Source organism: Microbacterium sp. (assembly GCF_047605725.1).
In the GTDB taxonomy this organism is placed as follows: domain Bacteria; phylum Actinomycetota; class Actinomycetes; order Actinomycetales; family Microbacteriaceae; genus Microbacterium.
Window position 1 is genome coordinate 1 of the sequence record NZ_JASGFE010000026.1, and the last position, 19,980, is coordinate 19,980.

Sequence of the window (19,980 nt, forward strand, 5' to 3'; positions counted from 1 at the left end):
CTGCGCGCCTGCCCCCGCCCCCGACCCCGCGCCTGGCCTCGCGCCCGCGCCTGGCCCCGCGCCCGACCCCGCGAGACTCCATCGGCGCACCGAGACTGCACGCCCAGCACGCGGTCTCGGTGCACCAGTGGAGTCTCGCGGACTGGGGGAGGGGATGCCGGGGTCAGAGGCCGAGCTGGGCGAAGCGCTGCTCGGCCTCGTCGCGGTCGCGCGCGAGCGCGGCTGGGATGCCGAGCGGGCGCTGCGGGAGCGGCTGCGGGCGCTTGCCGCGCAGATCCGGTCCGTCGAGGCGCGCTGACGCGCGTTCGTGCATGGCGGCAGCCGAGTTATCCGGCCCGCACGAAGGCTGGACGCGAGGATTCGGCCGCGAGAGCACGCGATCGCGCGCTGCAGCCTCCGTCTGGGCGCGATTCTCGGCGAGAGCCGCGACCACCGGCCCGCGAGCGGACCTGAAAGGATGGAGCGCGTGGCATCCGTGAATCCGCCGCGTGGCATGCGCGACTTCCTCCCCGCAGACAAGGCCCGTCGCGAGCGCGTGCTCGCCGTCATCCGCGAGCGTTATCGCGCGCACGGCTTCGACGAGATCGAGACGCCGGTGATGGAGGACTACGACCGCCTGCACGCGGGCCTGGGCGGCGACAACGAGAAGCTCTCCTTCAATGTGCTGCGCCGGGGCCTCGACGCCGACGCGATCCACGCCGCTGCGGACGACCCCGCCGCGCTCACCGACCTCGGGCTGCGCTACGACCTGACAGTGCCTCTCGCCCGCTTCTACGCGACCCACCGTGCGGACCTGCCGACAGTGTTCCGCGCGATTCAGGCGGCGCCGGTGTGGCGTGCCGAGCGCCCGCAGAAAGGCCGCTACCGCCAGTTCGTGCAGTGCGACATCGACATCATCGGCGACGCCTCGGCGCGCGCCGAGGCCGAGCTCGTGATCGCGACCCTCGACGCCCTCGATGCGCTCGGCCTTCAGGGCGGGATGGTGCGGATCAACGACCGGAGAGCGCTGGACGCGATGCTCGACGGCTTCGGGTTCGCGCCCGCCGAGCGGCCCGGAGTGCTCATCACGATCGACAAGCTCGACAAGATCGGGCCGGACGGTGTGGCTGCCGAACTACGCGAGCGTGGCGCCAGCGCTGCGGCCGTGGACGCGTTCGACGCCTTCCTGCGGTCCTGGACCCCGCGCGACGAGCTGTCGTACGGCGAACAGCAGATCCGCGCGGCGCTGCCCGACGGCATCCCCGACGAGATCGTGGCCCACCTCGTCGCGGTCGGCGCCACGGTCGCGGCGGCGCGGCCGGGCGGTGGCGCGCCGCTCGAGTTCGACCCCTTCCTCGTGCGCGGCATGGGCTACTACACCGGCACGATCTTCGAGCTCGCCCACCCGTCCGTCCCCTACTCGCTCGCCGGCGGCGGCCGCTACGACGGCATGATCGGGCGGTTCCTCGGGAGGGAGGTCCCCGCCGTCGGCTTCTCGATCGGCTTCGAGCGCATCATCGATCTCGTCGCCGCGCACGAGGCGGATGCCGCGCCCGCGGTCGTGCTCGTCCACGACCGCGATGTGCCGCTGGACGAGCTGCTCGTGTTGAAGGCCGCCTTCGTGGCCGAGGGCTCGCGCGTGCGGCTGGAGCAGCGCACGAAGAACGTGAAGGCGCTGCTGGAGCGGGCGGCAGCCGACGGGTACTCCTCGTTCGCGACGGTCGTCGCGGGAACCCAGCGGGAACGGCTGGAGCTCAAGCGCCTGCGCTGACGGCGACGCGGGGTGTGGCGATCCACGGCGCCGTGTCCTTGCCTACCGAGTGAGGTAAGGCTAACCTGAACAGCGATCGCCGACTCCGGGAACCCGCTCCGGAGGACCGCCGCGCGACACCGCAGAACAGGACGACGCCCCATGCCCTCGATCGCCGCCCGCACCCCGACGCGTGCCCTCCGTGTCCTTGCCGGACTCGCCGCGCTCGTGGTCTCCACGACCGCGCTCGCCGGATGCGCGACCACGACGGATGCCGTCGAGGAGAACCCGAACTACACCACTGAGCCCACCGACACCTTCCCGGTGACGGTCGAGCACCGCTATGGCGAGACGGTCGTACCGGCCGAGCCGCAGCGCATCGTCGTCGTGGGGGTCACCGAGCAGGACATCCTCCTGGAGCTCGGCGTGACTCCGATCGCCACGACCGAATGGTACGGCGAGCAGCCGTACGCGACCTGGCCCTGGGCCACAGACCTCCTCGGCGACGCGGAGCCGGTCGTGCTCTCCCAGGCGGACGGCATCGCGTTCGAGAAGATCGCGTCGCTCAAGCCCGACCTCATCGTCGGACCGAATGCGGGGCTCACGCAGGAGGACTACGACAAGCTCGCGGCGATCGCACCCACGATCAGCAGTCTGCCCCACACCGAGGCCTACTTCTCGGACTGGCAGGAGCAGACCCGGCTGGTCGCCGCCGCGGTCGGCCGCTCAGAGGCGGGCGAGGAGCTCATCGAGGGCGTGGAGGCCGCCTATGCCGAGGCCGCCGTAGCGCATCCGGAGTTCGCCGGGCTCAGCGCCACCTTCTCTCAAGGCGCTCCTTGGGAGGGCAACCTCTACGTCTACCCGGACGGGCTCAACACCGACTTCCTCACCGAGCTGGGCTTCGTCATGACACCTGGGCTGGAGGCCTACGCCAAAGACGGCGAACAGGCGACCATCTCCGCGGAGAACACCAGCCTGATCGACGCGGACGTCATCGTGTTCGCGACCGAGAACGAGGACGGACTCGCCCAGCTCCTGAAGTTCGGCACCGTCTCCGAGCTGTCCGCGGTGAAGGAGGGCCGCGCCGTGTACACCGGCGAGGTGCTCAGCGGTGCGATCTACTTCCTCACCCCGCTCAGCCAGAAGTACGTGATCGACCACCTTGTGCCGCTGCTGGCCGAGGCCGTGCAGGGCCAGTCGCCGCAGAGCCTGCAGGAGTGACGACGGTCGTGCTCGCACGCCGCCGGACGGCCGGCATCGTGCTGTGCCTGGCCGCGCTCGCGATCGCGGGCGCGGCGAGCATTGCGATCGGCTCGCGCGGCATCCCGCTCGACGAGGTCGTCCGCGTGCTGGTCGCGCCCGGCGACGACGAGGTCACGCGCATCGTGCGCGACCTGCGCATCCCGCGCACCGTCGCGGCCGTCGCGGTCGGGGTGGGACTCGGCGTGGCCGGGGGGCTCATCCAGGCGCTGACCCGCAACCCGCTGGGCGAGCCGGGGCTGCTCGGGGTCAACGCCGGAGCGGGAGTCGCCGTCACGATCGGCGTCTTCTTCTTCGGCACGAGCTCGGCCGTGCAGGACCTCGCCTTCGCTTTCGTCGGCGCGCTCGTGGTGACCGCCGCCGTCGCCCTGATCGGCTCGGCCGGCGGGGTCGCCGACCCGGTACGGCTCACCCTCGCGGGAGTCGCCGTCGCGGCGGTTCTGTCCGGGGTCATGACCGGCCTCGTGCTCCTCGACCCGCGCGCCTTCGACCGGCTGCGCGGCTGGGAGGCGGGCTCGCTCGTCGGCCGGGACTGGGATGTGCTCACTCCGCTCCTGCCCTTCCTCGCGGCCGGCACGATCGTCGCGTTCGCCCTGGCCCGCCCGCTCAACGCGATGGGGCTGGGCGATGACCTCGCCCGCTCGCTCGGGGTGCGGCTGAACCGCACACGTGTGCTCTCCGTGGTCGCGATCACGATCCTGGCGGGCGCAGCGACCGCCATCGCGGGCCCGATCGCGTTCGTCGGGCTGATGGCGCCGCACGTGGCGCGTTGGATCGCCGGTCCCGACCAGCGCTGGATCTTCGCGCTGTCGCTCGTGATCGCGCCCACGGTGATGCTCGCGGCGGATGTCGTCGGCCGGGTCGCCCTGTATCCCAGCGAGCTGCCGGTGGGCATCGTCTCGGCGTTCGTGGGCGCGCCGGTGCTCATCGCGCTCGTGCGCCGCGCGAAGGCGTCGGCACTGTGACCGCCGCATCATCCGGCACCCCTGCCGCGGAGGCACCGCGCACCGTCGACTTCGGCGCGCGCATGATCGTGGTGCGCCGCGGCGCCGTGGCGCTGCGCCTGCACGCGCGGTCCCTCGCGGTGACCGCGGCGTTGGCCGCGGTCACCGTTGCGATCTCGTTCGTCGCCCTCACCCTCGGCGACCTGCTCGTGACCCCGCCGGAGGTGCTGACGGCGCTCCTGGGCGGGCACGAGGGCATCGTCACGACCGTCGTGCGCGACTGGCGGCTTCCGCGCGTGATCGCCGCCGCGGTGTTCGGCGCCGCGCTGGGCGCCTCCGGCGCCGTCTTCCAGTCGCTCACGCGCAACCCGCTCGCGAGCCCCGACGTGATCGGGTTGGAGGCGGGGTCGTACGCCGGCGGCATCGCCGCGATCATCCTCTTCGGCGGCGGGTTCGTCGTGACCGCCACGGGGTCCCTTCTCGGCGGCGTGCTCACCGCGGTGGCCGTCTACGCCCTGGCCTACCGGCGCGGCATCCTGGGCTTTCGCCTGATCATCGTCGGCATCGGGATGAACGCGATGCTCATCGCCCTCGGCACCTACCTCATGCTCCGCGCCCGCCGCGAGGTCGCCATGGCCGCCGCGGTGTGGGGGGCGGGATCGCTCAACCCGGTCGGCTGGCCGCAGGTGCTCCCGGCGGTGATCGTCATCGTGCTGGCTCTGGTGCCGCTGTGCTGGCTCGCCGCCTCGCAGCGTCAGTTGGAGCTCGGCGACGACGCGGCCCGCGCCGCCGGCGTGCTCGTCGAGACCTCGCGCGGTCTCCTCGTCGTGTGCGGCGTCGTCCTGACCGCCATCGTCACCGCCGCAGCAGGCCCGATCGCGTTCATCTCGCTCGCCGCGCCGCAGATCGCCCGGCGCCTGGCCGGCGCGCCCGGCATCGCGCTCGGCCCGGCGGCGGCGCTCGGGGCGCTGCTCCTGGCGGCATCCGACATCGTCGCCCAGCACGCACTGCCCGTCCCGCTCCCGGTCGGGGTGATCACCGTCGTGGTCGGCGGCTGCTACCTCGTCTGGATCCTCGTCCACGAAGCCCGGAGGCGCCGATGACCGCGAACCCGCCCAGCCGTCTGAGAGCGGATGCCGTCACCGCCGGGTACGACAAGCACATGATCCTCACGGAGTTGTCCGTGGCGATCCCGGCCGACTCGTTCACGGTCATCGTCGGCGCGAACGCGTGCGGCAAGTCGACGCTGCTGCGCGCGCTATCGCGGCTGCTCGCGCCGTCCTCGGGCACCGTGCTGCTGGACGGTGCGTCGATCGCGAGCCTCCCGGCCAAGGAGGTCGCGCGCCGGCTGGGACTGCTGCCGCAGTCCTCGCTCGCTCCGGACGGCATCACGGTCGCCGAACTCGTCGCGCGCGGACGGCACCCGCACCAGCGGATCCTGCGCCAGTGGTCCGCCGCCGACGAGGCGGCCGTGCTCGCCGCGATGGACGCCACCGGGGTGACCGACCTCTCCGCGCGCCGCGTCGACGAGCTCTCCGGCGGCCAGCGCCAGCGCGTGTGGGTCGCGATGGTGCTCGCGCAGGAGACCCGGCTGCTGCTTCTGGACGAGCCGACGACCTTCCTCGACATCGCCCACCAGATCGAGCTGATGGACCTTTTCGCCGAGCTGCACGAGTCGGGTGCCACCGTGGTGGCGGTGCTGCACGACCTCAACCACGCCGCGCGCTACGCGACGCACCTCATCGCGATGAAGGACGGCGCCGTGGTGGCCGAGGGCCCGCCCGCCGAGATCGTGACGGCCGAGCTCGTCGCCGACGTGTTCGACCTGCCCTGCGTCGTCGCGCCCGACCCGGTCACCGGCACGCCGTCGGTGTTCCCGATCGGCCGCGGGTCGTGCTGAGGGGTGCGAACTGGCACCGTCGGGGGTGGGAACTGGCACCGTCGGGGGTGGGAACTGGCACCGTCGGGGGTGGGAAGTGGCACCGTCGGGATGGGAAGTGGCACCGTCGGGATGGGGTCAGGTGTCGGCCGGGAACGATGCCGCCCACTCGGCGACGCGGCGCGCCGACTCCTCCTCGCTGAGGTCCTCCACGCGGGTCAGGAGAGACCAGCGCACCCCGAACGGGTCGCGGATGCTGGCGAACCGGTCGCCCGAGACGAAGGTCGAGGGCGCCTCGCGGATCGTGGCTCCGGCCGCCTCGGCCCGCGCGGTCAGGTCGTCGACGTCCGGACAGTAGAGCCCGAGCGAATAGCAGTCGTCCTCAGCGCCGGGAGCGGGGACAAGGTGGTAGTCGGGGGACGGTTCGCCCAGCTGCAGGTGACCCGCGCCGAAGTCGAGCTCGGCGTGCGCAACGACCCCGCCCAGCTCGGTGACGTCGACCACGCGTGCGCCGAAGACGTCGCGGTAGAAGGCGATCGCCTCGCGCGCGCCGGTCACGGTGAGGAAGGGGGTGATGCTGGTCACGCCGTGCGGGCGCCCGCTCGTGGTGTGTGCGCCGGTCACGCCGGCGGTGTGCTCATCGGTCATGCCCGCCACGGTAGGCCGCGACGGATGCCGCGCGCTTGGACATTCGCGACGCATCCCGCCCCCGCCCTCACCCCGCCTTCCCCTGTTCACTTGCCCTAGATGTACGCGAAGCGCCCCGATCGCCGTACATCCAGGGCAACCGAACGGAGGGAAGGCGGACGGTTGAGCGGCGGGCGGCACGGAACCGCGAGGAAGGCGCCGCGACGTGCGTGTCGGATGCCGGGCGTAGCGTGTCGCGCATGATGGATCAGACGCGGGGCGTGCTCTACCCCGCGCGGCTGCCCGAGTTCCATCGCCTGCCGCCGCCGGCTGCGGCATCCGCTCTCGTGCAGTGGTTCTGGATTCCGCAGTGGTCCATCGCGCCCGGTCGCTCGTCGCGGCAGGAGGTGGTGGGCTACCCGGCGGTAGGCGTCGTGGTGGAGCCGTCCGGCGTGATCGTCGTCGGCGCCGCCACGACGCGCACGCACCGCGACCTGCGGGGCACCGGCTGGGCCGTCGGCGCACTGCTGCGCCCGGCCGCGGTGCCGGCGCTCGTGGCGCGGCCGGCCGAGCTGGTCGACACGTGGGCGCCCGTCGACGCGGTGCGCCTGCACGCCGAGGTCTGCGCGGCGATGGCGGGCGTCGGGGAGCGCGCTCGTGCGGCCGCCGTCGACGCGTTCGCATGCTGGCTCGGCGAGGTCGTCGGCGCGCCCACCGAGCGGGGCCTGCTGGCCAACACGGCCGCCGAGCTCCTGCTGACCGACCGGGAGATCGTGCGGGTCGCGGATGCCGCGGGCAGACTGCATGTGTCCGCACGCACCCTCGAGCGGCTCATGCTCGAGCACGTGGGCGTCGGCCCGTCCGCCATGATCCGGCGCCGGCGCCTGCAGGAGGCGGCCCAGCGCGTGCGCGACGATCCGGACACCGACCTCGCAGCTCTTGCCGCCGCGCTCGGCTACGCCGATCACGCGCACCTCACGCACGACTTCCGTGCCGTGCTCGGCTTCACGCCGAGCGCCTACCGCGGCTCGTCGCCGTCGCACGCTTCCCGCGCCGGCGCATCGGAGGGATGATCGTCGCATGGCGCTACGCATCACCACCACCCTCGAACCGCAGGGACCCGCGACCGCGATCGAGCTCACCGACGCACCGACTCGGTGGTGATCGGCACCCGGCGTGCGCTGGCACTGCTCGGCGGCGACCCGCGCTTCGACGCCACGGCGCTGTAGACGCTCGACCTGAAGGACTGGGACGGCCTGGCCGTCGCCGTGCTGACCTGAGCGCGAAGACGGGCCTGCGCCCGACGCGCCCGCATGGCTAGACTCGGCGGAGGACACCAACCTCCAATGACGCAAGGAGTCAGCTGTGGCACTGATCGATGCTGTAGGCGCGCGTGAGATCCTCGATTCGCGCGGTAACCCGACGGTCGAAGTGGAGGTGCTCCTCGACGACGGAACCGTTCAGCGCGCAGCCGTCCCTTCCGGCGCCTCGACCGGCGCCTTCGAGGCGTACGAGCTGCGCGACGGCGACAAGAGCCGCTACGGCGGCAAGGGCGTGCTGAAGGCCGTCTCGGCCGTCATCGACGAGCTCGGCCCGGCGATCGAGGGCCTCGAGGCGAGCGAACAGCGGGTCATCGACGAGATCCTGATCTCCACCGACGGCACCGAGAACAAGTCGCGCTGCGGTGCGAACGCGATCCTCGGCGTGTCGCTCGCGGTCGCCAAGGCCGCCGCCGACGCCGCCGACCTGCCGCTGTTCCGCTACCTCGGCGGGCCGAACGCGCACGTCCTGCCCATTCCGCTGTTCAACGTCATCAACGGCGGCGAGCACGCCGACAACGGCATCGACTGCCAGGAGTTCTTCCTCGCGCCGATCGGCGCGTCGAGCTTCGCCGAGGCCCTCCGCTGGGGCGCGGAGACCTATCACGTGCTCCGCGGCGAGCTGAAGGCGGCGGGATACGCGACCGGCCTCGGCGACGAGGGCGGCTTCGCCCCCGACCTGCCGAGCAACCGCGAGGGTCTCGACTTCCTCGTCAAGGCCATCGAGAAGGCAGGCTTCCGCGCCGGACCTGACATCGCCCTGGGCCTCGACGTCGCCGCCACCGAGTTCTTCGATGACGGCGTGTACCACTTCGAGGGCAAGGACTGGACCGCCGCCGCGCTCACCGACTACTACATCGACCTCGTCGACTCGTTCCCGATCGTCACGATCGAGGACGCCCTGGCCGAGGACGACTGGGAGAACTGGACCGCGCTCACCGAGAAGCTCGGCAAGAAGACCCAGCTCGTCGGCGACGACCTGTTCGTCACCAACCCGTCCCGCCTGGCGGACGGCATCGGCCGCGGTGCCGGCAACTCGCTCCTGGTGAAGGTGAACCAGATCGGCACGCTGTCCGAGACGCTGGATGCCGTGGAGCTCGCGCACCGCTCGGGTTACACCACGATGTTCTCGCACCGCTCCGGCGAGACCGAGGACACGACGATCGCCGACCTCGTGGTCGCGGTCAACTCCGGTCAGATCAAGAGCGGCGCGCCCGCTCGCAGCGAGCGGGTCGCGAAGTACAATCAGCTTCTGCGCATCGAGGAGGAGCTCGGCGAGGCCGGTTCGTTCATCGGCCGTGCCGCCTTCCCGCGCTACAAGGGCTGAGACGCGATCGAGAGGGGGAGCCGTGGGCACGACGACGGCTCCCCCTTCCCGTGCCCGGCGGCGCGTCGACGTGCGGGCCTGGCTCGGCGGCATCCGTCTGTCAGGTTTCACGCTGATCATGCTGGGGCTGGTGATCCTCGCCGCCTTCGTGCTGGTGCCCACGGTGGGCACCTACCTCGACCAGCGGGCTCAGATCGCGGCGCTGGAACAGTCGGTGAAGGTCACCGCCGACGAGGTAGCCGCGCTGGAGGCCGAGCGCGATCGCTGGTCCGACCCGGCCTACATCACGACGCAGGCGCGCGAGCGGCTCTACTACACGCTGCCGGGCGAGGTCGTGTACCTCATCGACGACGACCTGCCGGCCGGATCCGTGCCGGAGGGGACGGATGCCGTCAGCGCCGACCTCGAGGAGACCAGGACCGACTGGATGGCCCAGCTCGTGCGCTCGGTGACCTCCGCGGGGCTCGCGAAGACCGTCACCGGAACGCCCGCGCCCTGACGCGCCGGGTAGCCTGAGCGGGTGAGCACGAGCGTTCTGACCCCGGCATCCGCGTCGGATCTCGCGGTCATGCGCGCCCAGCTCGGCCGCCCGATGCGCGGCGTCGTCGGGATCGCGGCCCGTTGCGTGTGCGGCAACCCGACGGTCGTGGCGACCGCGCCGCGGCTGCCCGACGGGACGCCGTTCCCGACGTTCTACTACCTCACCCATCCGGGGGCGGCGGCCGCGCTGTCGGCGCTGGAGGCCGGGCACGTCATGGCCGAGCTCGCCGACGAGCTCGCCGCCGACGAGGAGCTCGCCGCGGCCTACGCGCGCGCCCACGAGGCCTACCTGGCCGACCGGAGCCGCTTCGGCGACGTGCCCGAGATCGAGGGGATCTCGGCGGGCGGCATGCCGACGCGGGTGAAATGTCTGCACGCGCTCGCCGCGCATGCGCTTGCCGCCGGACCGGGGGTCAACCCGATCGGCGACCGCGCGCTGGCGCGCTCCGGCTGGTCGCCCGCGCGGTGCACGTGCGCGCAGCCCGGAGGGCGGCTGTGATCCGAGGCGCGCTGCGGGTGATCGTCGCCGTCGTGGTGGCGGTGCTGGTCACCGGGGCCGCCGCGGTGCCGTCGGAGACGACGCCCGACCCGGTCCGCTCGGCGGAGTACTGGCTCGACGACTACGGCGTGCGCGCGGCGTGGCAGACCGCGCGCGGCAAGGGTGTCACGATCGCCGTGATCGACACCGGCATCGGGCGCGACCCGGTCGAGTTCACCGGTGCCGTCGTCGGCGGCACCGACTTCTCCGGGGTCGGCGCCACCGACGGCCGCACCCCGGTCGGAGCGGTCGACGCGAACCACGGCAGCTGGGTCGCCTCGCTGGCGGCCGGGCGGGGCACCGGCAGCGGCACCGGCATGATCGGGGTCGCCCCCGAGGCGAGCCTGCTGTCGATCTCGGTCGGTTTCGGCGCCGCGGCATCCACCCCCTTCGTCACCCAGGTGGCCGAGGCGATGCGCTGGGCGGTCGACAACGGCGCCGACGTCATCAACCTGTCGTTCACGACGAACACGCTGGACTGGGATCGCAGCTGGGACGACGCGTTCCTCTACGCGTTCGAGCACGACGTCGTGGTCGTGGTCGCTGCGGGAAACCGCGGCAGCGGCACCAGCAGGGTGGGGGCGCCCGCCACCATCCCGGGGGTGCTCACCGTCGGGGGAGTGGACCGCGAGGGGGAGGCGAGTCTCGAAGCGTCCACGCAGGGCATCACCATCGGGGTCTCCGCGCCCAGCGAACAGCTGCTCGGCGTCTCCGCCGACGGGCAGGTCGTCGTGTGGAGCGGGACGAGCGGTGCAGCTCCCCTGGTCGCGGGCGTGGCGGCGTTGGTGAGGTCCGCACATCCCGAGCTCGACGCGGCGAACGTCATCAACCGGATCATCCAGACCGCCCGCCCGGTCACCGACACCCGTCCGGACGTGCTCTACGGGTGGGGACTGGTCGACGCCGAGGCGGCGGTCACCGCGCAGGTGGATGCCGTCGCCGAGAACCCGATGGGGAGCCTGGCGGAGTGGGTGCGCCTATACCGTCGCGCCGAGACCGAGCCGGGTGCGACCCCGAGCGCGTCGCCCGTCGAGGTGCCCGAGCTGGCCGCTCCCGAGAAGGCGACCCGCCCGCTGTCGCCGCTGCTGCCCACAGAGGACACGATCCGCTACGGAACAGTTCCTCTGGCGGGCGGGACGCTGGCCGCTATACTGGTCGCGCTTTGCGTCACTGCTGCAGTCCGGCGCATCAGATCGGCCCGCTTCCCGCGCGTGCCTCGTCGTTGATTCAAGGAGTTCTGCGAACCGTGACCACCACCGCACCCAAGATCCTCATCGTCGGCGGCGGCTATGCCGGCTTCTACACCGCCTGGAAGCTCGAGAAGCACCTGCGCCACGGGGAGGCGGAGGTCACCATCGTCGACCCGCTTCCCTACATGACGTATCAGCCGTTCCTGCCCGAAGTGGCCGCCGGCTCCATCGAGGCGCGCCACTCGGTCGTGGCGCTGCGTCGCCACCTCAAGCGGACCAACGTCATCACGGCGAAGGTGACCGGCATCGACCACGCCCACCGCGTTGCGACCATCACGCCCGAGCTGGGCGAGCCGTGGCAGCAGGAGTACGACCAGATCGTCGTGACCGCCGGCGCCGTATCGCGCACCTTCCCGATTCCGGGGATCGCCGACAATGCGATCGGCCTGAAGACGATCGAGGAGGCCGTCGCCATCCGTGACCGGCTCATGTCGAACTTCGACAAGGCCGCCACCCTCCCGCCCGGGCCGGCGCGCGACCGGCTGCTGACGGTGGTCGTCGTCGGCGGCGGATTCGCGGGCATCGAGGTGTTCGCAGAGCTCCGCTCGCTCGCCTCGTCGCTCCTGAAGGTGTACCCGGCCCTGCGCTTCGAGGACACCCACTTCCATCTCGTCGAGGCGATGGGGCGCATCATGCCCGAGGTGTCGCTGGAGACCAGCGAGTGGGTGCTGAAGAACCTCGCCACCCGCGGCGGCAACGTCCACCTCGACACGCAGCTGACGAGCGCGGTCGACGGCAACGTCACCCTGTCCACCGGCGAGGTCATCCCGACCGATCTGATCGTGTGGACCGCCGGCGTCATGGCCAACCCGACCGTCGTGCGCGGCAGCGACCTGCCGGTCGAGGAGCGCGGCCGCATCCTCACCCGTCCCGACCTGCGGGTGGGCTCCGCCGACGAGTTCGTCGAGGGGGCCTGGGCTGCCGGAGACATCTCCGCCGTACCCGACCTGACCGGCGCGGGCGTCGGCGGCTACTGCGTGCCGAACGCCCAGCACGCCGTGCGCCAGGCGAAGCTGCTCGCCAAGAACATCGTCGGCGTGCTGCGCGGCGAGGCGCCGCGCGAATACATCCACCACAACCTCGGCGCGGTGGCCGGCCTGGGCCTCTACCAGGGCGTCTTCCAGTCCGGCAAGATCGCGCTGAAGGGCTTCATCGCGTGGTGCGCGCACCGCGGCTACCACGGCCTGGCGATGCCGTCGTGGGAGCGCAAGTTCCGCGTGCTGTGGGGCTGGTGGAACAACTTCTGGCTCGGCCGCGACCTCGTCAACCTGCAGTCGGTGCAGGATCCGCGCTACGTCTTCGAGGAGTTCGCGGCGCGTCCGCGTCCCGCGGTCTCCGAGGCGCCCCCCGCCGCCCCGGCACCGGCGGACAAGGCCCCGGAGAGGTCCGAGGCCGCCGGCTGAGCAGGCGGCGCGGGGCCGCGCCCCCGTAGCCCAATGGCAGAGGCAGGCGACTTAAACTCGCCACAGTCTGGGTTCGAGTCCCAGCGGGGGTACGAGTCACTGCTTTGACTCGCGAGTCACTGCCTCCCTCGCGAGTCACTGCGCTGGAGGGCAGTGACTCGGCGCCAAAGGAGTGACTCGCGCGGACGAGCTTGTGGCCGGGCCCCGCTACGTCGCGTCGGCAGCGAAGTCGGCGCGGTGATCGCGCGCCCACTCCGCCAGGGTGCGGCCAGGGCGGCCGGTGAGCGGGGTGACCGGGCGGACGCGATCGGGCTCGGTCAGGGTGTCGCGCCAGTAGTCCAGGAGCATGTCGATGATCGGGGCGGGCACGAACTGCGCGACCTCGGCACGGAACTCCTCGGGGCTGATCTCCACGAGCTCCAGCTCGCGCCCGATCCCGGCTGCGATGGCGGCGACCTGCTCGGTGCGGGTGAGCGCCTGCGGTCCGGTGAGGGGGATCGCCTGGCCGATCCACTCGTCGCTCAGCAGGCTCGCAGCGGCCGCGTCGGCGACGTCCGCCTCGTGGATGGGCGCCTGCGCCGACGCGGCGTAGGGAGCGCGGATCGGCCAGCCGTTCTTGATCGGCCATGCCCACGTCAGGAGGTTGTTGGCGAAGGTGCCCGGCCGCAGGATCGTCCAGGCGTCGGTGCGGGTGGTCACCGCCTGCTCGATGGCGGCGTGGTGGAGCTGGCTGGCCGAGCCCTCGTCGCGGGGGAACTCCTTCGCGGCGGCGAGCGAAGACAGGACGGTGAAGCGCTCGACCCCGGCGCGGGTCGCCGCATCGACGAAGGCGGCGACGCCGTCGCCCGGGAACACGAACGCGCGGTCCACGCCGGCGAAGACCGCGTCGCTCAACGAGGCGGAATCGGCGAAGTCTCCGGAGACGAGCGTGACGGCGGCGGGAAGGGCCGCGCGCGCGGGATCGCGGGTCAGTGCGCGCACGTCCTGGTCGTGGTCCAGTAGCGCGCGGACGAGGTGACGGCCGACGGCGCCGGTGGCGCCGGTGACGAGGATGGTCATGGCTTCTCCTAGGGATCGGAAGGCGTGGAGCCTTGTGTTCTTCCAGTGTCGTCAGCATTTAGGACTGTTTCTGTCCTTATTCAGAAGGAAGAATGACGCCATGGACACCACGTCAGCGACCTCCCGGGCGCTCCGGCTTCTGGAGCTGTTGCAGGCACGACGGTTCTGGCCCGGGGAGGAGCTCGCTCAGCGGCTGGAGGTGACCGGTCGCACTCTGCGGCGCGATGTCGAGCGGCTTCGCGAGCTCGGCTACTGCGTCCAGGCGCGGCGCGGTCGCGACGGCGGGTACGGCTTGGCCACCGGCGGGGAGCTCCCTCCCCTGGTGTTCACCCCGGAGGAAGCGGCCGCGATCGCGGCCGCGCTGTCCTCCGCCGCCGCCAGCGGTGCGGCGGGCACGAGACACCTCGCCCTCGTCGCGCTGGCCAAGCTTGAGCAGGTGATGCCTTCCGCGCTGCGACGTCGGGTGCGTGCGATCCGCTCGTCGGTCTCCCTCGGTGCGGTGTCGACGGAGCCCGAGATCGACACGGAGCTGCTCGCCGTGCTCGCCCTGGCCTGCCGCGACCACGAGCGGCTGCGCATCCGGTACACCGGGAGTTCTGCAACCGCGACGCCGCGCCTGCGCCGGATCGACCCCGTTCGACTCGTTCCTCGCGGCGCCCGCTGGTATCTGCTGTGCTGGGACACCGAGCGTGCGGACTGGCGCACCCTGCGCGTCGATCGCATCGTCGCCGCCGAGCCCACCGGTCTCGGCGGCTCCGCGCCCGCGGTGCCCGGCGGAGACGCCGCGGCCTTCGTGGGCGAACGTCTCGCGGCGGTGCGGCCGGAGGTGACAGCCACGATCCGTATCCATGCGCCGCTGGCCGAGGTGGAGGGCCGGCTCGGGCGGCACGCGCGACACTTCACGGCGAGCACGACCGCGGACGGCGCACTCGCGACGGACTGGTGGATCGCGGACGTGCGCGTCGAGGTGCTCGCCGCGGCGCTGATCTGGCTCACCTGGCCGTTCGAGGTGCTCGACTCGCCTGAGCTCAGCGCGTTGCTGCGCGATCGCGCGGATCGCTTCCTCGCGGCGACGCGGTAGCGCACGGTGCGGCGCCGCGTGCGTCGTGCTGTCAGTTGGGCAACGGCTGAGAGTCGCGTGATCGAGGCGTGTCGCGACATATGCCGCAGAATAGGATGAGGGCGACCCGAGGAGTGTGCGATGGAGTTGTTGATCCCGGTGCTGATCGTCGTCGGCCTGGCTGCGATCGTCGGCGTCTATCTCTGGGCGACCTACAACTCGCTCGTCGCGCTGAATGTCCGCGTCGACGAGGCGTGGAGCGACATCACCGTTCAGCTCAAGCGCCGCGCCGACCTGCTGCCGAACCTCATCGAGACGGTGAAGGGTTACGCGTCGCACGAGAAGGCGGTGTTCGAGAACGTCACGCGCGCCCGGGCCGAGACGTTGTCGGCCGGGAGTCCCGAGGCGGCGGGTGTCGCCGAGGGCCACATGCAGCAGGCGCTGAAGTCCCTGTTCGCGGTCGCGGAGGCCTACCCGCAGCTGCAGGCGAGCCAGAACTTCCTCCAGCTGCAGCAGGCGGTGGTCGACACCGAGGACAAGATCCAGGCATCCCGCCGGTTCTACAACGGCGGCGTGCGCGAGCTCAACACGAAGATCAAGGTGTTCCCGAACAACCTCTTCGCACGCAACCTCGGCTTCGTCCAGCGCGAGTTCTTCGAGGTCATCGACGGCGCAGCCATCTCCGAGCCGCCGCGCATCCAGTTCTGAGCCGCGTCTGTCGGCCTCACCTGACGCGCTCGTGCCGCCGTGCGCCCAGAGCGCCGGCCAGCTCGTCCGCCGCATCGCCCCATCGTCCCACTGAGATCGACTCCAGGCCCTGCCAGCGAGCAGCGAGCCGCAGCTCCGCAGCGATGCGCTCGGCGGTGTCGGGCGAGGGTCGGCCGTCCTCCCACCACGCCGACTGCACGAGGAGCTGTGCGGCGCCCCGGTCGGCCTTGAGGTCGACGCGCCCGACGATCTCGTCGTCGACGAGTACCGGCAGGCTGTAGTAGCCGTACCGGCGGCGCGGCGCGGGCGTGTAGATCTCGATGCGGTAGTCGAGCGCGAACAGGCGGAGCGCCCGGTCGCGAAACCACACCACCGGGTCGAACGGGGTGAGCACGGCGACGCGGTCGATGCGCCGCGGGCACACCGCGTCGCGGTGCCGCCAGGCCGGGAGCGCGCGCCCGGCGGAGGTCCAGCCCTCCACGCGCACCTGTTCGACCTCGCCGGCTTCGGCGAGCTCGGCCAGCGCCGTGAGCACGGCACGACGGTCGCGCAGGCGCCAGTAGTCGGCGAGATCGGATGCCGTCGCCACCCCGTACGCGCGCGCCGCCCGCCGCACGAGCTCGCGCACGGCGTCGGGCCGGGGAACATCCGCGCGCGCCTCGTCGGGGATGACGTGTTCGGCCAGCGCGTACGTGCGCTGGAAGCCGTGCCGTCCCGCGATGGCCACCTCGCCCCATCGCCACAGGTGTTCCAGGGCGCTCTTCACGACGTCCCAGTCCCACCACGGACCGCGCCGGACGCGACGCAGGTCGTGGTCGAGCTGTGCGGGTCGGAGCGGCCCGCGCTCGGCCAGCTCGACGCGCACCCACTCGAGGACGTCGCGATGCCGGTGCGCGATGCCGTCCGGACGCGCCTGCTGCCGCGCGCGTTCGTCCGCCATGCGGAAGCCGAACAGCCCCCAGTCGCGCGTGGGGATGAAGGCGGCCACATGCGCCCAGCATTCGGTGTACGGCGCGCCACGGCGAAACAGCAGTCTGTCGAGCTGTGCGGTGTCGTACGCACCGAGCCTCGAGTACAGCGGCAGGTAGTGCGAGCGGGCGAACACGTTGACCGAGTCGATCTGCAGCGTCGCCATGCGTGCGAGTGCGCCGTGCATCGCGCGCACTCCCGCGCGGGTGGGTCGCGGGCGAGCGAACCCCTGGGCGGCCAGTGCGATGCGCCGCGCCTCGGCCGCGCGCAGCAGCGGGAGCGCCGGCGACCGGGGCACGGAAGGGGATGCGTCAGACACGGCGGTCAGCCTAGCGCCACCCTCCGACGTGCCGGGCAGGGGGGCGCGGAGCCGTAGACTGGCAGGATGAGCGGGTCCGACGATCGCCCACGCGGCTCCTTCCTCGACGCCCTCCGGCACGTCACCGTCTCCGCCGATTCGTCGTCCGCGGTTCCCCGGGGGCTGCGGGTGGCCACCGCCTACGCCTGGCGGCTCGTCGTGGTGGCGATCGCGATCGGCATCGTGATCTGGGTGATCATCCAGCTGAAGCTGCTGGTCATCCCGCTGCTGGTGGCGATCCTGCTCTCGGCGCTGCTGTGGCCCGCCTTCACGTGGCTCCTGCGCCGCGGTCTGCCCCGATGGGTCGCGATCGTGCTCAGTGCCCTGGGCACCATCGCGATCGTCGGGGGACTGCTCCTTCTCGTGGTCTGGCAGATCACGCGCGGGTGGTCCGAGGTGCAGCAGCGCACCGTCCAGGCCGTCGGCGAACTGCGCCAGTACCTCATCGACGGGCCGCTCCACCTCAGCCCCGCTCAGATCGACGACCTGCTCGCGCAGGGATGGACGATCCTCCAGCAGCAGGTCGAGCTGCTGTGGACGGGCGCGCTCGCCCTCGGCACCACGGTGGGCCACGTCGCCACCGGGGCGCTCCTGGCGCTGTTCATCCTCCTGTGCATCCTGGCCGACGGCGGCGGCATCTGGCGCTGGACGGTGAACCTGTTCCCGCGCGACGCCCGCGTCGCCGCCGACGGCGCCGCGCGCGCTGGATGGGTCACCGTCGTCAACTACGCGCGCACGCAGCTGCTGGTGGCCACCATCGACGCGATCGGCATCGGCCTGGGCGCCTTCTTCCTCGGCGTGCCGCTGGCCATCCCGGTCGGGGTTCTCGTCTTCCTGGGCTCGTTCGTGCCCATCGTGGGCGCCGTCGTGACCGGCTCCCTCGCCGTGTTCCTCGCCCTTGTCTACAACGGGCCCTGGATCGCGCTGTGGATGCTGGTGGTGGTCCTCGTCGTCCAGCAGCTCGAGGGGCACGTCCTGCAGCCGATCCTGATGGGCTCGGCCGTCAAGGTGCACCCGCTCGCGGTCGTGCTGGTCGTCGCCGGCGGGACCATGGTCGCCGGCATCCCCGGGGCACTGTTCGCCGTCCCGCTCGCGGCGTTCGCCAACGTCGTCGGGGTCTACCTCGCGCGCCGCGCGTGGGAGACCGGCGACCAGGCGGGTCCCGGCGACCTGATCTGGAGCACCGTTCCCCGCGATCGGAGGAGACCCGCGTGAGCATCCCCACCCTGGCCGAGTTCGAGGATGCCGCGGCCGTGCTGCGCGGCGTGGTCTCGCACACGCCCCTGGAGCAGTCCGAGCACCTGTCCGAGGTGCTCGGCGCCCCGGTGCGTCTGAAGCTGGAGAACCTGCAGCGCACCGGCTCGTTCAAGATCCGCGGCGCGGCGTACCGTCTCTCGCGGCTGTCGGCGCAGGAGCGCGCGCACGGCGTGGTCGCCGCCTCGGCGGGAAACCACGCTCAGGGGGTTGCCCTCGCGGCGCAGAAGCTCGGCATCCCCGCGACGATCTTCATGCCGCTCGGGGTTCCGGTGCCCAAGCTCCTGGCCACCCGCGGCTACGGCGCCGACGTGATCCTCGACGGAGCGACCGTCGAGACGCCGCTGCGCCTGGCCGCGGAGTTCGCCGATCGCACCGGTGCGGTGCTCATCCACCCGTTCGATCACCGTGATGTCATCGTCGGTCAGGGCACGCTGGGCCTGGAGATCCTCGACGACGCGCCCGAGACCGAGACCCTCATCATGGGCATCGGCGGCGGCGGGCTCGTCGCCGGCGTCGCGGCCGCCGCGAAGGCGCGCGCCGCGGCGGCCGGTCGGACCGTGCGCGTCATCGGCGTGCAGGCCGAGAACTCCGCCGCCTACCCGGCGTCGCTGGCCGCCGGAGAGCCGCTGGAGGTGGCCACGACCCCCACGATCGCCGACGGCATCGCCGTGGCGCGCCCGGGGGACGTGCCGTTCGAGGTGATCCGAGAGCTCGTCGACGAGGTCGTCACGGTCAGCGACGACGACATCGCGCGGGCCCTCCTCGTGCTGCTGGAGCGCGCCAAGCAGGTCGTGGAGCCCGCCGGTGCGGTCGGAGTCGCCGCGATCCTCGCCGGCAAGATCGCGGCGAGCGGTCCGACCGTGGTGATCCTCTCCGGCGGCAACATCGACCCCCTGCTGCTGCAGCGTGTCGTCGCGCACGGGCTTGCGGCATCCGGTCGCTACATGACGTTGCAGATCCCGCTGCCAGACCGTCCCGGCCAGCTCGCGCGCGTCGCGGAGATCCTCGCCCTCGCGGGGGCCAACGTCATCGAGGCGCTGCACACCCGGCACGGGCAGGGCATGCAGATCAGCGAGGTCATCCTGCAGCTGAGCGTGGAGACTCGCGGCGAGGAGCATCGTCAGCGGGTCATCGCGCTGCTGGAGGAGGCGGGGTTCGCGCCCCGGATCGTGCCGGACTGAGGCTCAGCGCCCGGTGTAGGTCTCGACCTTGACGATCTCCACGGCGATCTCGCGCCCGTTCGGGGCGGTGTACGACGTGGCGTCGCCCTCCTTCAGACCCAGGATGGCCGCTCCCAGCGGCGAGGCCTCGCTGTACACATCGAGCTCGGTCCCCGAGGCGATCTCGCGACTGCCGAGGAGGAAGACCTCCTCGCCGCCGGCGACGACCGCCGTGACGACGGTGCCGGACTCGACCACGCCGGTGGAGGTGGGCGCCTCGCTCACCTTCGCGGTCTTCAGCAGGTGCTGGAGCGTACGGATGCGCGCCTCCTGCTTGCCCTGCTCGTCCTTGGCGGCGTGGTAACCGCCGTTCTCCTTGAGGTCGCCCTCCGAGCGCGCGGCCTCGATGCGTTTCGCGATCTCCTCGCGGCCCACGGTCGAGAGGTGTTCGAGCTCTGCGGCGAGCCGGTCGTAGGCGTCCTGGGTGAGGAAGGTCTCGGTGATGTCGCCGGTCACAGCGTCCTCCTTGCTTCAGACGGCGAAGCCGTCGCCTAAGTCAAACGCCCCGGCGAACGGGCCGGGGCGCATGGTCT

The 19,980-nt window shown here is 72.0% G+C and carries 20 protein-coding genes and 1 tRNA gene; 17 read left to right on the top strand and 4 right to left on the bottom strand.

The window, feature by feature from the left end:
• The first annotated feature begins 154 nt into the window (after nt 1–154).
• From QM641_RS07270 to QM641_RS07295, 6 genes are all read left to right on the top strand, one after another.
• Nucleotides 155–298 (top strand): hypothetical protein, encoded by a 144-nt coding sequence (locus QM641_RS07270; protein ID WP_415114946.1) that lies wholly within the window; start codon nt 155–157, stop codon nt 296–298.
• 195 nt (nt 299–493) lie between these two features.
• Nucleotides 494–1,750: a histidine--tRNA ligase gene (gene hisS, locus QM641_RS07275; RefSeq protein ID WP_415115013.1), complete on the top strand. Its 1,257-nt coding sequence runs from the start codon at nt 494–496 to the stop codon at nt 1,748–1,750.
• A gap of 141 nt (nt 1,751–1,891) precedes the next feature.
• On the top strand, nt 1,892–2,950 hold the full coding sequence (locus QM641_RS07280) for an ABC transporter substrate-binding protein (RefSeq protein ID WP_415114948.1): 1,059 nt from the start codon (nt 1,892–1,894) through the stop codon (nt 2,948–2,950).
• Nucleotides 2,947–3,954: a FecCD family ABC transporter permease gene (locus QM641_RS07285; protein ID WP_415114950.1), complete on the top strand. Its 1,008-nt coding sequence runs from the start codon at nt 2,947–2,949 to the stop codon at nt 3,952–3,954. Before QM641_RS07280 ends, QM641_RS07285 begins: the two co-directional genes overlap by 4 nt.
• Nucleotides 3,951–5,036: a FecCD family ABC transporter permease gene (locus QM641_RS07290; RefSeq protein ID WP_415114952.1), complete on the top strand. Its 1,086-nt coding sequence runs from the start codon at nt 3,951–3,953 to the stop codon at nt 5,034–5,036. Before QM641_RS07285 ends, QM641_RS07290 begins: the two co-directional genes overlap by 4 nt.
• Nucleotides 5,033–5,833 (top strand): ABC transporter ATP-binding protein, encoded by an 801-nt coding sequence (locus tag QM641_RS07295; protein WP_415114954.1) that lies wholly within the window; start codon nt 5,033–5,035, stop codon nt 5,831–5,833. Before QM641_RS07290 ends, QM641_RS07295 begins: the two co-directional genes overlap by 4 nt.
• A gap of 117 nt (nt 5,834–5,950) precedes the next feature.
• Here the strand turns inward: QM641_RS07295 and QM641_RS07300 are convergent, their stop codons facing one another.
• Nucleotides 5,951–6,460 (bottom strand): VOC family protein, encoded by a 510-nt coding sequence (locus QM641_RS07300; protein WP_415114956.1) that lies wholly within the window; start codon nt 6,458–6,460, stop codon nt 5,951–5,953.
• A gap of 239 nt (nt 6,461–6,699) precedes the next feature.
• On the opposite strand from QM641_RS07300, the gene QM641_RS07305 reads away from it, so the two are divergent.
• From QM641_RS07305 to QM641_RS07335, 7 genes are all read left to right on the top strand, one after another.
• Entirely contained in the window at nt 6,700–7,512 is an 813-nt protein-coding gene (locus QM641_RS07305; protein WP_415114958.1) for a helix-turn-helix domain-containing protein, read from the top strand.
• Between the two features lie 292 nt (nt 7,513–7,804).
• Entirely contained in the window at nt 7,805–9,085 is a 1,281-nt protein-coding gene (gene eno, locus QM641_RS07310; protein ID WP_415114959.1) for a phosphopyruvate hydratase, read from the top strand.
• A gap of 22 nt (nt 9,086–9,107) precedes the next feature.
• Nucleotides 9,108–9,584 (top strand): FtsB family cell division protein, encoded by a 477-nt coding sequence (locus QM641_RS07315; RefSeq protein ID WP_415114960.1) that lies wholly within the window; start codon nt 9,108–9,110, stop codon nt 9,582–9,584.
• A 69-nt stretch (nt 9,585–9,653) separates the two neighbouring features.
• Nucleotides 9,654–10,124: a DUF501 domain-containing protein gene (locus tag QM641_RS07320; protein ID WP_415115014.1), complete on the top strand. Its 471-nt coding sequence runs from the start codon at nt 9,654–9,656 to the stop codon at nt 10,122–10,124.
• Entirely contained in the window at nt 10,124–11,389 is a 1,266-nt protein-coding gene (locus tag QM641_RS07325) for a S8 family serine peptidase (RefSeq protein WP_415115016.1), read from the top strand. The genes QM641_RS07320 and QM641_RS07325 overlap by 1 nt, the downstream gene beginning before the upstream one ends.
• A 20-nt stretch (nt 11,390–11,409) precedes the next feature.
• Nucleotides 11,410–12,816, top strand: a complete 1,407-nt coding sequence (locus QM641_RS07330; RefSeq protein WP_415114962.1) for an NAD(P)/FAD-dependent oxidoreductase — start codon at nt 11,410–11,412, stop codon at nt 12,814–12,816.
• 19 nt (nt 12,817–12,835) lie between these two features.
• Nucleotides 12,836–12,908, top strand: a tRNA-Leu gene (locus tag QM641_RS07335).
• A gap of 115 nt (nt 12,909–13,023) precedes the next feature.
• Here the strand turns inward: QM641_RS07335 and QM641_RS07340 are convergent.
• Nucleotides 13,024–13,875 carry an SDR family oxidoreductase gene (locus QM641_RS07340; protein ID WP_415114964.1) on the bottom strand — a complete coding sequence of 284 codons (852 nt, stop codon included), beginning with the start codon at nt 13,873–13,875 and terminating at the stop codon, nt 13,024–13,026.
• 100 nt (nt 13,876–13,975) lie between these two features.
• Between QM641_RS07340 and QM641_RS07345 the strand changes: the two genes are divergently transcribed.
• Together QM641_RS07345 and QM641_RS07350 are read left to right on the top strand one after the other, a co-directional pair.
• On the top strand, nt 13,976–14,956 hold the full coding sequence (locus QM641_RS07345; RefSeq protein WP_415114966.1) for a helix-turn-helix transcriptional regulator: 981 nt from the start codon (nt 13,976–13,978) through the stop codon (nt 14,954–14,956).
• A gap of 120 nt (nt 14,957–15,076) precedes the next feature.
• Nucleotides 15,077–15,643, top strand: coding sequence for a LemA family protein (locus QM641_RS07350; RefSeq protein ID WP_415114968.1), 567 nt, complete (start codon nt 15,077–15,079; stop codon nt 15,641–15,643).
• Between the two features lie 16 nt (nt 15,644–15,659).
• Here the strand turns inward: QM641_RS07350 and QM641_RS07355 are convergent, their stop codons facing one another.
• Nucleotides 15,660–16,931, bottom strand: coding sequence for a winged helix-turn-helix domain-containing protein (locus QM641_RS07355; protein ID WP_415114971.1), 1,272 nt, complete (start codon nt 16,929–16,931; stop codon nt 15,660–15,662).
• Nucleotides 16,932–16,997: 66 nt separating this feature from the next.
• On the opposite strand from QM641_RS07355, the gene QM641_RS07360 reads away from it, so the two are divergent.
• Nucleotides 16,998–18,185, top strand: a complete 1,188-nt coding sequence (locus QM641_RS07360) for an AI-2E family transporter (protein WP_415114973.1) — start codon at nt 16,998–17,000, stop codon at nt 18,183–18,185.
• On the top strand, nt 18,182–19,408 hold the full coding sequence (ilvA, locus tag QM641_RS07365) for a threonine ammonia-lyase (RefSeq protein ID WP_415114975.1): 1,227 nt from the start codon (nt 18,182–18,184) through the stop codon (nt 19,406–19,408). The genes QM641_RS07360 and ilvA overlap by 4 nt, the downstream gene beginning before the upstream one ends.
• A gap of 3 nt (nt 19,409–19,411) precedes the next feature.
• On the opposite strand, the gene greA is transcribed toward ilvA, so the two are convergent.
• Nucleotides 19,412–19,903, bottom strand: a complete 492-nt coding sequence (greA, locus tag QM641_RS07370; RefSeq protein WP_415114977.1) for a transcription elongation factor GreA — start codon at nt 19,901–19,903, stop codon at nt 19,412–19,414.
• Nucleotides 19,904–19,980 lie beyond the last annotated feature (77 nt).